Below are 12902 nucleotides of genomic sequence, written 5' to 3'. Positions count from 1 at the left end.
CACGTTCGAGAGCCCAGCATTCAGCTAGCGAACCGAGAGCAGGCCGTTCGGTGGGAGGGATCCCTGCGACGAGCATCGAGCCGCGTACGTCTTGGAAGAGCACGGAGATGTGGCTCGGCTCGAGCGCAGGAGTAGGGAGGGCGCCCGCCGAATAGGCCGCGGTGCATCGTCGAAGCCCCGACGCATGCAGGCCAAAACCCAGAGCGCTCACTAGCCAGAGCGACCTGTAGATCTGGAAGAGCAAGTAGATCTGACTCATTACAGCCCATTGGCCCGCTCCCGGGGTGGGCTGAGTGCAATCGCCGCAGGAATGGAAACACGCGCGCAAATGAACGAGACTGTCCAAATAGCCACGCGTTGACCGCGAAAGGCTTTGAGGACGGGCGGTAGCGACCTGGCGCGAGTAATAGTGTTGAACAGGCTTACTGTTAAAAAATTGAACACGTTCTTCCCTTTGCCCTGTTCGTATTGTAGGATCTTTATGGGTGATGACCATTACGGGGTGTTCATCTTTAGATGTAGGAAGGGTAGTCACGATGTCTGAAAAAACGTACGTTCGAGCACTCTACGCAGCTGGACTGTTGGCATTCACCGGTTGCATGGAGCCGCCTCCAATTGAGGACAGTGCAGAGTTTCGATCCGACGACGACGACGACGATGACGAGAAGAACGACAAGCTCGTCGCCAAGGGCGAGAAGAAGTTCAACAAGCGCTTCTCCAAGTCAAACGATCGCGCCTGCTCGGACTGCCACGTCGCGGAGGATGCCTTCGGGCTGAGCCCGGAGCACGTCGACGAGCTCTTGGCGAACGACCCCGACAACCCGCTCTTCGTCGACTTCGACGCGGACGTCCGCGGGACCGACAACCCGACCTTCAACAACCTGTCCCACGGCCTCGCCCGGGTGCTGATCCCGCTGCCCGACAACATGGACGTCATCGACTTCGGGGGCAACGTGGTCACGCCGCCCGATCGCGTCATCGAGGTCTGGCGCGCCGTACCTTCGGTGCTCAACGTGGCGAGCGCGGGGCCGCTGCTCTACGACGGCCGCGCGGCGACCCTCGAGGAGCAGGCCCTGGGCGCGATCAACCTCCACGCCGAGCGGACCAAGAGCACCAAGGCAAAGACCCTCGAGCAGATCGCGGCCTTCCAAAAAGCCCAGTTCAGCTCTGACCGGGCGCAGTTCGTGGCCGAGCAGCTCGCGGCGGGGGTCGCGGCCGAGGACATCCCGATCCCGGAGAACGATCCGGACTACCTGGCCTCGCTGACCCCGGAGCAGAGCGCGGGCAAGCAGGTGTTCGACTTCGCGTGCGCAGGCTGCCACGGCACCGCGACCCAGACGATCATCACCGACCGGGACATCCACGACGCGCTGTGCTTCAACCCGCGGCCGGACGGCAACCTCAACCGGACCTTCACGGACCTCAACGGCAACGACTACTTCGACCCCTTCCTCGAGGGCGCGACCTTGACCTTCGACCCCTTCCCCGGTGGGTGCGACGAGTTCGTGTTCCTGGGGATCACCGCGGCCACGGTGCTCGCCCAGGTCGGGGCGGCGTTCGAGCCGGTGCCGGACAACATCACGGCCGACTTCCCGGCCTACCGCTTCCGCTTCTACTACGACGACGAGCGGACCGAGCAGTGGACCGACCTGCCGCCGCTGCCCGTGTTCGACGAGTTCGGGCTGCCCGGCGTCGACGAGCAGGGCGTGCCGATCGCGGGCATCGCCGGCGGGCCGATCCCGTTCACCACGGACCCGGGGCGCGCGTTGATCACGGGCAACCCTTCGGACTTCGAGGGCTTCGACATGCCGCAGCTGCGCGGCATCGCCGACACCGCGCCCTACTTCCACGACAACACCCTCGACACCCTCGAGGAGGTCGTCGACCTCTACAGCCGGGCGATCTTGCCGGCGATCCCCGGCGGCTTCTTCCCGCCGCTGTTCCCGACGGCGCAGCCGAACTTCTTCCCGGGCGAGTCGCTCTCGGATCAGGAGAAGGCCGACCTCGTGGCCTACCTCGAGATCCTCTAGAGCCGGCGCTTCGCAACGAGAGAGGCTCCGTCTGCGCGACGGAGCCTCTCGTTTTTGGTGGAGCCGAAGCTCAGCCAGCCTTCGCGCGCGGCGTGAACTCTGGTTTGGGCTTTTGCTCGAGCCGTGGCTCGAGCTTGGGCCTGGCCTTCCCGCCCACGCGCTTGGCTTCGGCCTTGGCGGCCTTGCCTTCGGCGGGGGTCGCCTCGCCCTCGAGGGCCTTGCGCGCGCGCTCGACCTCCTTGGGCTCGCCCGGGCACACGTCGAAGCGCGGGTCGAGGACGTCGACCTCCGCACCAGCCGCGCGCGCCTCCTCGATCAACTTCTCCTCCCACTTGCGGCAGCGGTGCTTGCTCCACAGGTGGATGTCCTTCTCCTCTCGGGGCTCGAAGCCGTAGCGAGCGCGGACCTCGTTGGTGGACTGGGCCAGGGGCGCGGTCAGGCAGTTCGTGGTGTGGATCTTCTTGTGGTTCCCGAAGCGGTTGTACTGGGTCTTCGGGTCGTAGGCGTTCATGAACACCTTGTCGGGCGCGGGGATCGGATAGTGGATCTTGTAGAGCTCGACGCGCTGGGGCAGCACGCCGTCGTGCTCGAGCTCCCACTTCCGGCACAGGTAGCGGGCGTGCCACTTTTGGTACCAAGAGCCCTTGCCGCCCTCGCTGCCCGCGATGCGCCGGTTCATCTTGCGCTGGCGCGAGTACCAGATCCACGGGATCGGGTAGACGGAGTCGCAGATCTCGTCCGTGGCGTCCGGGGCGAAGCAGGCGTAGACGTCGGTGTTGAGGTCCCAGCGCTCGCCCTCTTGGTCGACGACGATGGCGCGCAGGAAGACGTTCCGCCGCGGAGGGTTGGGCGCGAACATGCCCCAGCCCTGGGTGGTCTGCGAGGTCCGCAGCCAGTGCTTGTAGGTCTCGTTGATCGGTCGGCGGAAGGTCGACCACGAGTCCTTGTCGGGGAACTGCGTCGTGGCCACGGCGCTGATGTGATAGGTGGTCAGGAAGATGATCACCGTGCGCCCGACGGGTCCGTAGGCCCACGGCTTGGCGCTGGCGAGGCGCGCGGACTCGGCCTCGTCGGCGTCGTCGAGGGGCCCGCGGCAGGCCAGGAAGGCGAGCAGGCCGCAGATCGGCAGGCCCCAGGCGACGTGGGTCTTGTCGGCCGCGGCGAGCCAGGCGACGCCGCCGACGGCCATCAGCAGCACCGGGATGAAGTAGGCGTTGAAGTCCCGCTTGGCGCGGACGCGCATGACCATGACCACGATCGCGATCACGGCGGCCATGGCCACGAACCAGTTCGGGTTGAGGATGGTGTCCTGGTCGAGCAGCCCCGCGGGCACGGTGATCTTGGCCCGCCGGACCTCCCGCGCGATGCTCCGCCAGATGTCCTCGTTGGTGTAGACCCGGGCGAGCACGCCGATGAGGATCACGCCCAGGCAGGTGAACAGGACCTTGTCGGGGAGCCGGAAGCCGTCGCGGATCGACTTGCCCGCGCCGAGGTCCGGGTCGTCTACGGGCGCGCCCGCGTTGGCGCCGCGCCAGCGCAGGCGCCGGGGGAAGCGGGGGTCGGCGGCGGGGCGCCACCGGCCCTCGGCGACGTGCTTGGGCACGGGCAGGCGGAACCACCGGTGGAAGGCCTCGCCGATCTTGGTCAGCAGCATGGCCAGCTCCTCGCCGTTGAGGAAGGCGAAGTAGCAGGCCAGCAAGCCCGGCGAGAACCACCCGATGTTCATGGTCAGGATCAGGTGGCCGTGGAAGATCATCCCGAGCAACAGCCAGACCCGGCGGCCGAGGATCCACCGGCACACCCACTCGAGGTCGAGCCAGGGCAAGGCGCCGCGCTCGGCCCGGGGGGTGTCCGCGCGTCGACGCAGGGCCCGGAAGCCGGCGACGACGATCAGCGCCGCGAGCGGGATGACGGCGGCGACGATGAGCTGGACCGTGAGCAGCGCGCGCTCGGGGGGGATCTCGATGAAGCCGAGGGCCTTCAGGCCGTTCTTGGGGACCTTGTAGTGGACCGGGTAGCTGTACAGGATGATCGCGTAGAAGCACGCGACGAAGCCGCCCAGGCCGAGGCGGGCGAGCCACAGCCGCGCGCCCTCGAGGCGCGGTCGCTGCTCGCGTCGGTACCAGCGCACGATCATCGCCAGGACCATCACGGGGAACAGCGCCTCCCACCAGTGCACGACCCAGGTGTTGAGCCGGAACAAGGTGGTGCCGAACAGCGCCGACAGCTGCTGGGGCGGCAGGCGGTAGAAGTGGTCGAGGTTGAAGGAGTAGTAAAAGGCGTGGCCCTGGTTCCAAATGGGCCCGTTCTTGAGGGTGCCGGTGGCGCAGTAGAGCGTCGCCACGTTGAGGATCACCAGCATCCGCGGCCACCCGGGGATGCGCCGGTAGATGGGCTCGTAGACCTTGCCCTCGACGATCGCGCCCGCGCCTTCACCGGGCTTGCCGGGCTCGCTCAGCCGCCCTCGCTTGCGCAGCCTCCGACACCGCAGCCAGTTGTCGACGCTCCACGCCTCGCCGCAGCGGGACAGGCACAGGTAGAGGAAGAACACCCGATAGACGTTCTCCGTGGCCTCCCAAAATAGCGTGTTGCGCAGGATCAGCCCCATGTAGAGGAACCACGCGATCCACTTGATCCACTTGGTCTGGAAGCCAAAGATCAGGCACAGCATCGCGACCTGCAAGACCACCCAGTAGGTCCAAAAGAAGGTCGGGGAGCTGTCGAAGAGCAGCAGCGACCAGTTGGGACCCTTGATCCACTCCCACGCGGCGCCGCTCGAGAAGAAGCCCCAGGGGTCGGTCTCGGCCACGCCGTCTCCGAAGCCCGCGAACTGCCCGCGCGCCCGGAAGTGCTGGGCGACGTCGGTGGGGAACAGGCCCTCGTCGGTGAACAGGTAGGAGTAGAGCTCCCACAGGCCGTTGACGTTGCACAGGGCGACAAAGCCGAAGGCGATCCGCATGGCCGCCATGGGGCGCGGATCGTCGAGGCGCAGGAAGAGCTCGCGCCAGCTGTCGCGGTGCGCGATGAAGAACAGGCTCAGGCAGGTGACGGCGGCCAGCAGCATCCAGCCCACACCGGGCGAGAGCGCGATCGCGTCGTAGTTGGGGACGTCCTCGGCGAGAGCGAGCAAGCTCAAAGACATTGCCGCGCATCATCGCACGGACTTCGAGCGCACCCCCGTTCTCGCCGCGGCCGCCGCGTCGGCTAGCTTTGCGGGCTCGCTCACTCGTCTCAGCCAAGGCGATGATGGTGGCGATGGCGGTCGCGGATCCCGCAGGCTCTGCTTGCAAAAAATCGCCAGCGGACGACAATCCACGGCCATGCCGCGCCCGAGTGAACCGATTCGACTCGAAGGGTTCAACAACCTCACCAAGTGCGTGAGCTTCAACCTCTACGACTTCGCCGTGGCGCGAACCGAGAGCGAGCGCAGCAGCTACATCGCCTACTTGCACCAACACTTCAGCGCCGAGCGGATCACCGCGATCTTGTCGGAGATCGCCCGGATCATCGACGCCGAGGTGCTCAGCGTGTCGGCCCAGGACTACGACCCCTGGGGCGCGAGCTCGCTGGTGTTGATGAGCGACCTAGCCCACGGGGAGACGGTCGACGCTTCGGGCAAGGTCGTGTCGAGCGTCGGGGCGCACCTGACCAAGAGCCACCTGTGCGCCCACACCTACCCGGACGTCCAAGACCCCCGGGGCATCTGCAGCTTCCGCATCGACATCGACATCGCGACCTGCGGCACGATCGTTCCGCTCCGGGCCCTCAACTACATGTTCGAGAGCTTCGAGAACGACGTGGTGATCATCGACTACGTCGTGCGCGGGTTCACCCGAGACACCGAGGGCAAGCGGGTCTACATGGACCACACCGTGCGCTCGATCCAGGACTTCATCGACCCGAAGATCCTCGCCGACTACGAGTGCGAGGACCTGGCCCTGCCGGGGCAGAACATCTGGCAGACCAAGATGATCCGCAACGAGCTCGACGCCCCGGAGTACTTCGCGCCGGGGACCGACCCGACCACGCCGGACAACCAGGGCATGCTGGCGAAGATCCGCCGGGAGATGTCCGGCATCTACCGGAACTTGCCCGATTGAGCGCTGCTTTGCCCCCGCAGCAGCTTGGGACCGGGGGCGCTTCGTCGCCTCCGCTCCTCCGCTTTGGCTGGTGGGCAATGGAGTTCGTGCCTGCGCGGGGGCATGTGGTCGCCCCCGCGAGCGGGGGCGTGGATTCAGCTCGCGGTAGGCTGTAAGCGCGGAGGCGGGGCGAGCTTGGGTAGGCATGCTCGGAGCTCGCGCGCTGCTCGGTCGCCTCTTCCTCGTCGCAGCTGTGGGTGCCAGCGCGGCGTGTGCGAGCGCGTCCTTTGGCACGGAGGGCTCGCGCCAGGGCAAGGCCGAGGCGCCCTCCTCGAAGTCCGCCGGGGCGTCGGGCTTTGGCGCGGGCTTGGGTCGAGAGCTCGCGGCGCGCTACGCCCTGGGCCTCGAGCAATTCAACGGCGGCCACTACCGCGAGGCGGCGGCGACCTTCTCGGCGACCTTCGCCAAGGTGCCCGCGGAGCCCATCGGCGACGACCTGCGTCACCTGCTCGTGCAGCACGCGGCCTGGTCTCTGCTCGGGGTGTACGACACGCACAAAGACGAGCAGGCCCTCGACCAGGGGGAGGCGCTGCTCGAGGCCTACCTCGCCAAGCACGAAGCGATCTTTCCCGAGGCCGCCTACCCCGACGCCCCGGCGGAGCGCGAGGCCATCTACGCCTTGCTCGGCGAGTTCGGCCTGCGCCGCGAGGGTCAGCCCCCGCCCGACGCCAACGCCCGGCTCACCGTCCTCGTCGAGCAGACCAGCCAGGCGCTCTACGAGCGCGGCCGCCCCAAGCCGCACGAGCCGAACAACGATGACGCGCCGGTGCGGGTCATCGAGGTCGAGACCACGCCCTGGGCCAGGGTGGACGACCCTCGAGTCCAACAATACTTCCAGCACCTCGGCGACCTCGGCCCGAGCCTCGTCAACGGTGGCCTGCAAGGCCCGGGGAACTTCAACCCCACCCGGGTGCTGGTGCGCGGCCAGGTCCACCGCGCCCGCAAGGCGAGCGGCGGCCGGGCGGTGGCGCCGGCGCGGGAGCTGCTGAAGTCTGCGCGCCAGGGCATCGAGCGCTGCTACGAGGACGCGCTGGGTCGCGGGGCGGCCCTGGTCGAGCGCGTCGGGGTCGAGCTGAGCTGGGACGAGGGTCGGCTCGAGTCCCTGGACCTCGAGGGCGAGCCGAGCTTTGACGAGCGGGCCCAGACCTGCGTCTCGCTGGCCCTCGAGACCGCGGTGGTTCACGGCAACGGCGGGCTCGGGACGGCGAGCGCCGAGCTCGATCTGACCCTCTTCGTCCAGCCCGAGCGCCGCCCCGGCAAGGCCCACATCGACTACGAGGCGTTCGGCTTCGCCGGGAAGATGCCCGTCTTTCCCAAGCTCAACCCCTGAGCCGTGGACGTGGGGCAGGCTCCGCGCTCGAACGATGCGCTCGCGCCATCATCAAACGAGAATATGAACACTACATTCAAAATCACTGACAGACGCTTGATGGCCGCATTGGATCGTGTTTCGAACCAAACCATCGGGGGAGGGTTGGGGGAGGGTCGAGGGAGGTTCGGGCGTGGCCCAACGATCAAAAGGGAGCGGAAAAGTGGGAAAGGTCCCAGAACTCGAAACAATCGAAATGAGCTGGCGTTGGCCGACGGCGCCCTCTGTCTAGCGTTTGAGGGCGTTTGTTTTGCAACTCCCCCTCCCCTCGATCACGGACATCCCAATGACCATCAAATTTCAAATCCCCCTCACCATGACCTTCCTGGCCTCCATGCTCGTTGTCGCCCCCGGCTGCCCCTCCGACGACGGCGAGGGCGAAGAGGAAGTGGGCGAGACCGCCGGTGACGACCAGAGCGACACCGAGACCGAGGGCGGCGTCGAGGTCGACGAGGAGGCCGTCCTCGCCGAGATCGCCGGCTACCAGGACAACTTCACGCTGATCAACGCCGCGCCCTTCGAGAGCGGCGCCCACGCTGGCGGCGGCATCATGGTCAACGTCTACGTCAACTCGGCCAACGCCGCGCAGTACAAGTCCATCAACCCCGACGATCCCGAGGGCACGGCGACGACCTTCCCGGAGGGCACCATCGTGGTCAAGGAGCACCTCGACGACATGGGCAACCCCAACGGCGGGACCGCGATGTACAAGGCCCCCGCGGGCTACAACTCCGACAACAACGACTGGTGGTTCGGCATGGGCGACCTGCTCGGCAGCAACCTCGAGGCCAGCGGCCCCGATCTCATGGGTTGCATCGGCTGTCACTCGCCGCTGACCGACACCGACTACCTCGTCGGCATCCCGGCCGATCAGCAGACCCCCTGAGCCTGATCGACGTCACAAAAAACGCCTCCTTCGCAGGGGGCGTTTTTTTGTGTCCGGGGTAGCTTGGCGCCCATGCCCCTGCCCGAGGTCTTCGCCGAGGAGAGCCTGTACACCCCCGACCAGTGGTACGTGCACGACCTGCTCGAGCTCGGGGAGGAGCGCGTCGTCGCCGTGTGTGAGACCGAGCGCCTCGTCGACAACCCCGTCGTCGTCGCCCAGCGCCCGTGGCCAGGGCAGCCCAAGCACGTCCCCGGCATCATCATGGTTCAGATCACCGGGACCCTCGGCAACATCCACGCCGTGTGCAGCCTGGGCCTGCGCATGTCCGAGGGCTGGGTCGGCTTCGGCACCAACATCCACCAGGCCCGCTACCGCGGCATGGGCACCCTGGGGCCGCCGCTGATCTGCACCATGGAGATCGAACGCCTCCGCCGCATCGGCGGAGGCATCTTCATCACCTATACCTACGACTTCCGCCAGGAAGGTCGGAGGATCTACAGCTCGCGGCAGAGCGCCAGCTGGTCGCGGCCGGTCGAGGCCTAGTTGGCCGTGAGCGAGTCGGTCTCTTTGTCGATGTCGCCCTGCCAGGTGGTGTTGTCCCGGCCCAGGCCGATCTCTTTCTTCGCGGCCTGCTGGCGCTCGACGAGGTCGGCGTGGGTGGTGAAGTGCGGCAGGGCCTTGCCGCGCAGCTCTTCGAGGGAGGACATGCCGTGCTTTTCGAGGACGGCGAGGAGCTCCTCTTTGAGCTTGGACACGACCTTGTAGCCCTGGAGCATGGCCCCGGTGCAGACCTGCACCGTGTGCGAGCCGAGGGCGACGAACTGGGCCGCGTCGCCGCCGGAGTAGATGCCGCCCATGCCGGAGATGGTGGTCTCGGGCAGGGCGCGGGCGATCTCCATGACGTGGCGCAGGGCGATGGGCCGCGCGGCCATGCCCGAGTAGCCGCCGGGGGTGGTGTAGCCCTCGACCGTGGGCATGGGCTTGAGGGTGTCGAGGTCCACGCCGATCACCGAGAGGATCGTGTTGATCGCCGAGATGCCGTCGGCCCCGGCCGCGACGGCGGCCTTGGGCGAGGCGGTCACGTCCCCGACATTGGGGGTCATCTTGGCCCACACGGGGATGGTCGAGACCTCCTTCACCCAGCCCACGACCTCGCGGACGATCTCCGGGTCGCCGCCCATGGCCGCGCCCATGCGCCGCTCGGGCAGGCCGTGGGGACAGCTGAGGTTCATCTCGAAGGCGTCGACGCCGGTCGCCTGGACGCGCTCGACCATCTCCTGCCACGCCTCCTTGCGGTACTCCTCCATGATCGAGGCCACGAGGATGTGCTTGGGGTAGCGCTTTTTGATCTCGCGGAACTCCTCGAGCCACACGTCGAAGGGTCGGTCCGAGATCAGCTCGATGTTCTCGAAACCGATGACCCGCTTGTGGTTCTGGGGATCGCGCAGCTTGGCGTAGCGGGGGTTGGTGTTGATGACCTTGCTGTGGTCGAGGCTGATGGTCTTGCAGACGTTGCCGCCCCACCCCAGGTCGAAGGACTTCATGATCACCTTCGCGTTGGTTCCGGGCGGGCCCGAGCCGAGCAGGAAGGGGTTGTCGAACTCCATGCCGTTGACGACGACGTTGAGCGTGGCAGCCATGGAGCCAGAGTATCAGGCCCCCCACCGTGGGTGGGCGCGGATGGGCGCGGCTCGGGCCGAGGGCCGGCTCCGAAGGGGGCGCGGCCGGGTCCCCAGGGCCCGGGACAGCCATCCGCCGCGGTCGCGGGGAGGCCCCGCGTGTGGGCTGAGACACGCCTTTGGGCGCCGGTCCCCGGGTCGGGCGCGGGCGTGCGAGGCCCCAGGGACCGGGAAAGTGGGGCCATCTGGCCGTTCTTGGGGGGTGTGGGGGGCTGTGGCCTTGCATCGACCCCTCGCGTTCGCGTATCGAAGCACGACTGATCGCCATGTCTCCTGGCCCCAAGAAGCGCAAGCCCACCGAACCCAAGGCCCCGCGAGATGCGAGCGCCAAGGGCGACGCGTCCAATGGGAAGGAGGGCGCCGCCGAAGCGGACAAGCCCTCCGCAGGTGGCGGGCGCGTGATCCGAGACGCCGACGGGGTGATCGTCGGCTCGAAGGGGGCCGGCCCCAAGATCCTCGGCTTCGTCGACATCAAGCCCAAGGCCAAGCCGAAGCCCAAGGCGGGCGCGGGCGGTGGTCGAGGCCGGGGTCCCGGCTCGCGGGGTCCAGGGCGCGGCAAGCCGGGCGGGCCCAAGCGCGAGATCGTGATCGACAAGGGCGGCGGCGGCCCGGATCAGCCCAAGGGTCGGGCGAGCGCCCGCAAGGCCCGAGAGGTCCGCTCGGTCCGACGCCCCCACCACGGCCGACCCGTGCGTCGCTCGGGCAAGCCCTCGAGCGCCGGCACGGCCGAGATGAGCGCGGACAAAAAGCGCGTCCGCGTCGACGGCAGCATCGCCCTCGGCGAGCTGGCCAAGCAGATGGGCGTCAAGGCCCCCAAGGTCGTCCGCATCCTGTGGGGCATGGGGATCCGCAACGCCAACCCCAACTTCTCCATCGACCTCGAGACCGCCGAGCTCGTCGCCGCCGAGTTCGACTACCGCGTCGAGGACGTGTCCTTCCACGAGTCCGAGCTGCTCGAGGCCGGCGAGGGCGAGCTCGAGGGCGAGCCCCGGGCGCCCGTGGTCACGGTCATGGGCCACGTCGACCACGGCAAGACGACTCTCTTGGATCGTTTGCGCAAGGCCGAGGTCGCCGCGGGTGAGGCCGGCGGCATCACCCAGCACGTCGGCGCCTATCGGGTCCAGACCAACGCCGGGCCCGTGGTCTTCGTCGACACCCCTGGCCACGCCGCGTTCTCGGCCATGCGCGAGCGGGGCGCTCAGCTGACCGACATCGTCGTGCTCATCGTCGCCGCCAACGACGGGGTCATGCCGACCACCGTCGAGGCCATCCAGCAGATCCGCAAGGCCGAGGTCGCCGTGGTCGTGGCGATCAACAAGTGCGACCTCCCGAGCGCCGACCCGGCCAAGGTCGAGCGGCAGCTCATGGAGCACCAGATCCTGTCCGAGACCTACGGCGGCGACGTGCCCTTCGTGCAGATCTCGGCCAAGACCGGCGCCGGCGTGGACGACCTGCTCGAGCAGATCGCCCTGCTCGGCGAGGTCCTCGAGCTGCGCGCCACCGCCGAGGGCCGAGCCAGCGGCCTCGTGCTCGAGTCGCGCATCGACAAGGGCCGCGGGGTGATCACGACCCTGCTCGTTCAAAGCGGCACCCTCAACCGCGGGGACGTGGTCGTGGCCGGCGAGTCCAGCGGCCGGGTCAGCGCGCTGATCCCCAGCGGCGACCTGCCCGTCGAGGGCGAGGTCGAGGGCGAGGGCGAGGGCGAGGGCAAGAAGGCCAAGAAGGCCAAGAAGAAGCCCAAGAAGGACAAGCCCAAAAAGAAGGACAAGAAGAAGGCCAAGCCCGCCGCGCAGGTCACCGTGCAGTCGAGCGGGCCCGCGACCGTCGTCGAGGTCGCTGGCCTCGACGAGGCGCCCGCCGTCGGCATCGCCTTCAACGTCGTCGAGGACGAAAAGGCCGCCAAGCAGCTCATCGGCCACCGCCGAGAGCTGCGTCGCCGCGACGCCAAGTCGGGCGCGCCGAGCTTCGCCGAGCGCCTCGCCGCCGAGCGCCGGGCCGAGCTCCCGACCATCGCCCTGGTCATCCGCGCCGACGTCCAGGGCTCGCTCGAGGCCGTCGAGCAGGTGTTCGCCGAGATCCGCAGCGAGAAGGTCTCGACCAAGATCATCGCCGCGGGCGTCGGCGCCGTGACCGAGGGCGACATCAAGCTCGCGACCACGGCCCGCCAGTCCGGCGGCAACGTCACCCCCGCGATCTTCGGCTTCGGCGTCAAGGGCCCCGGCAAGGTCACCGCCATGGCCGAGGCCGAGGGCATCCCGCTGCAGACCTCCAAGGTCATCTACGAGCTCGGCGACAAGCTCGAGGCCCTCATGCTCGCCCAGCTCCAGCCGAGCTACGTCGAGCACGACCTGGGCAAGGCCGAAGTCCGCAAGCTGTTCCCGACCTCCCAGGGCGTCGTGTGTGGCTGCCGCGTCGTGTCCGGGAAGATCACCCGCAACGCGGGCGTGCGCGTGGTCCGGGACGGTGAGCGCGTCGGGGATGCGAAGCTCGCCTCGCTGCGGATCGTCAACCGGGACGTCAAAGAGGTCGGGACGGACCAGGAGTGCGGCATCTTGTTGTCGGGCGCGAACCTGGCCGAAGAAGGCGACGTGTTGGAAGCCTTCGAGCTCGAGGCTATCGCGCCGACCTTGTAAATGAAGCGGCGCTGGGCGCCGCTTCACTTGCAAGGTCTCTTCTTTGGATTGCGGCGGCCAGGCGCACCGGGGGATCGCCCGCTCTTTCCGGCACATCTGGACCGAGCTCGGGCTCCAGGCCTGGCTGCTAGGTCAGCTCGCCGACGGCTCGCGGCGGCTGTGGATC

At 67.9% G+C, this 12902-nt stretch carries 8 protein-coding genes; 6 read left to right on the top strand and 2 right to left on the bottom strand.

Annotated elements, in window-relative coordinates; genetic code table 11:
- Positions 1–599 precede the first annotated feature (599 nt).
- The gene (locus PPSIR1_RS15360) at positions 600–2030 is read left to right on the top strand and encodes a cytochrome c peroxidase (protein ID WP_006972002.1); all 1431 of its coding nucleotides are present in this window, start codon (positions 600–602) and stop codon (positions 2028–2030) included.
- A gap of 70 nt (positions 2031–2100) precedes the next feature.
- On the opposite strand, the gene PPSIR1_RS15355 is transcribed toward PPSIR1_RS15360, so the two are convergent.
- Positions 2101–5172, bottom strand: a complete 3072-nt coding sequence (locus PPSIR1_RS15355; protein WP_006972001.1) for a hypothetical protein — start codon at positions 5170–5172, stop codon at positions 2101–2103.
- Between the two features lie 178 nt (positions 5173–5350).
- Between PPSIR1_RS15355 and speD the strand changes: the two genes are divergently transcribed.
- The 4 genes from speD to PPSIR1_RS15335 all read left to right on the top strand — a co-directional run bounded on the left by speD (position 5351) and on the right by PPSIR1_RS15335 (position 8967).
- A complete protein-coding gene (gene speD / locus PPSIR1_RS15350; protein ID WP_045116065.1) occupies positions 5351–6130 on the top strand; it encodes an adenosylmethionine decarboxylase in 780 nt (259 codons plus the stop codon).
- A 184-nt stretch (positions 6131–6314) separates the two neighbouring features.
- Complete coding sequence (locus PPSIR1_RS15345; protein WP_006971999.1) at positions 6315–7499, top strand: hypothetical protein; 1185 nt, start codon at positions 6315–6317, stop codon at positions 7497–7499.
- Between the two features lie 355 nt (positions 7500–7854).
- Positions 7855–8424, top strand: a complete 570-nt coding sequence (locus PPSIR1_RS15340; RefSeq protein ID WP_157595584.1) for a cytochrome P460 family protein — start codon at positions 7855–7857, stop codon at positions 8422–8424.
- A 72-nt stretch (positions 8425–8496) separates the two neighbouring features.
- The gene (locus PPSIR1_RS15335) at positions 8497–8967 is read left to right on the top strand and encodes a hypothetical protein (protein WP_006971997.1); all 471 of its coding nucleotides are present in this window, start codon (positions 8497–8499) and stop codon (positions 8965–8967) included.
- Here the strand turns inward: PPSIR1_RS15335 and preA are convergent.
- The gene (preA, locus tag PPSIR1_RS15330; protein WP_006971996.1) at positions 8964–10064 is read right to left on the bottom strand and encodes an NAD-dependent dihydropyrimidine dehydrogenase subunit PreA; all 1101 of its coding nucleotides are present in this window, start codon (positions 10062–10064) and stop codon (positions 8964–8966) included. The two genes, PPSIR1_RS15335 and preA, sit on opposite strands and share 4 nt — an antisense overlap.
- 305 nt (positions 10065–10369) lie before the next feature.
- On the opposite strand from preA, the gene PPSIR1_RS15325 reads away from it, so the two are divergent.
- Positions 10370–12736, top strand: coding sequence for a translation initiation factor IF-2 (locus PPSIR1_RS15325; protein ID WP_006971995.1), 2367 nt, complete (start codon positions 10370–10372; stop codon positions 12734–12736).
- Positions 12737–12902: the final 166 nt, after the last annotated feature.

The organism is Plesiocystis pacifica SIR-1 (assembly GCF_000170895.1).
Lineage (GTDB): Bacteria > Myxococcota_A > Polyangia > Nannocystales > Nannocystaceae > Plesiocystis > Plesiocystis pacifica.
Note: the sequence above shows the minus strand (reverse complement) of the source record. Positions and strands in the feature narration are given on the sequence as shown.

Coding starts and splice junctions, on each gene's coding strand:
- PPSIR1_RS15360 (WP_006972002.1), top strand. CDS start 600: ATGGAGCCGCCTCCAATTGAGGACAGTGCAGAGTTTCGATCCGACGAC.
- PPSIR1_RS15355 (WP_006972001.1), bottom strand. CDS start 5,172: ATGTCTTTGAGCTTGCTCGCTCTCGCCGAGGACGTCCCCAACTACGAC.
- speD (WP_045116065.1), top strand. CDS start 5,351: ATGCCGCGCCCGAGTGAACCGATTCGACTCGAAGGGTTCAACAACCTC.
- PPSIR1_RS15345 (WP_006971999.1), top strand. CDS start 6,315: ATGCTCGGAGCTCGCGCGCTGCTCGGTCGCCTCTTCCTCGTCGCAGCT.
- PPSIR1_RS15340 (WP_157595584.1), top strand. CDS start 7,855: ATGACCTTCCTGGCCTCCATGCTCGTTGTCGCCCCCGGCTGCCCCTCC.
- PPSIR1_RS15335 (WP_006971997.1), top strand. CDS start 8,497: ATGCCCCTGCCCGAGGTCTTCGCCGAGGAGAGCCTGTACACCCCCGAC.
- preA (WP_006971996.1), bottom strand. CDS start 10,064: ATGGCTGCCACGCTCAACGTCGTCGTCAACGGCATGGAGTTCGACAAC.
- PPSIR1_RS15325 (WP_006971995.1), top strand. CDS start 10,370: ATGTCTCCTGGCCCCAAGAAGCGCAAGCCCACCGAACCCAAGGCCCCG.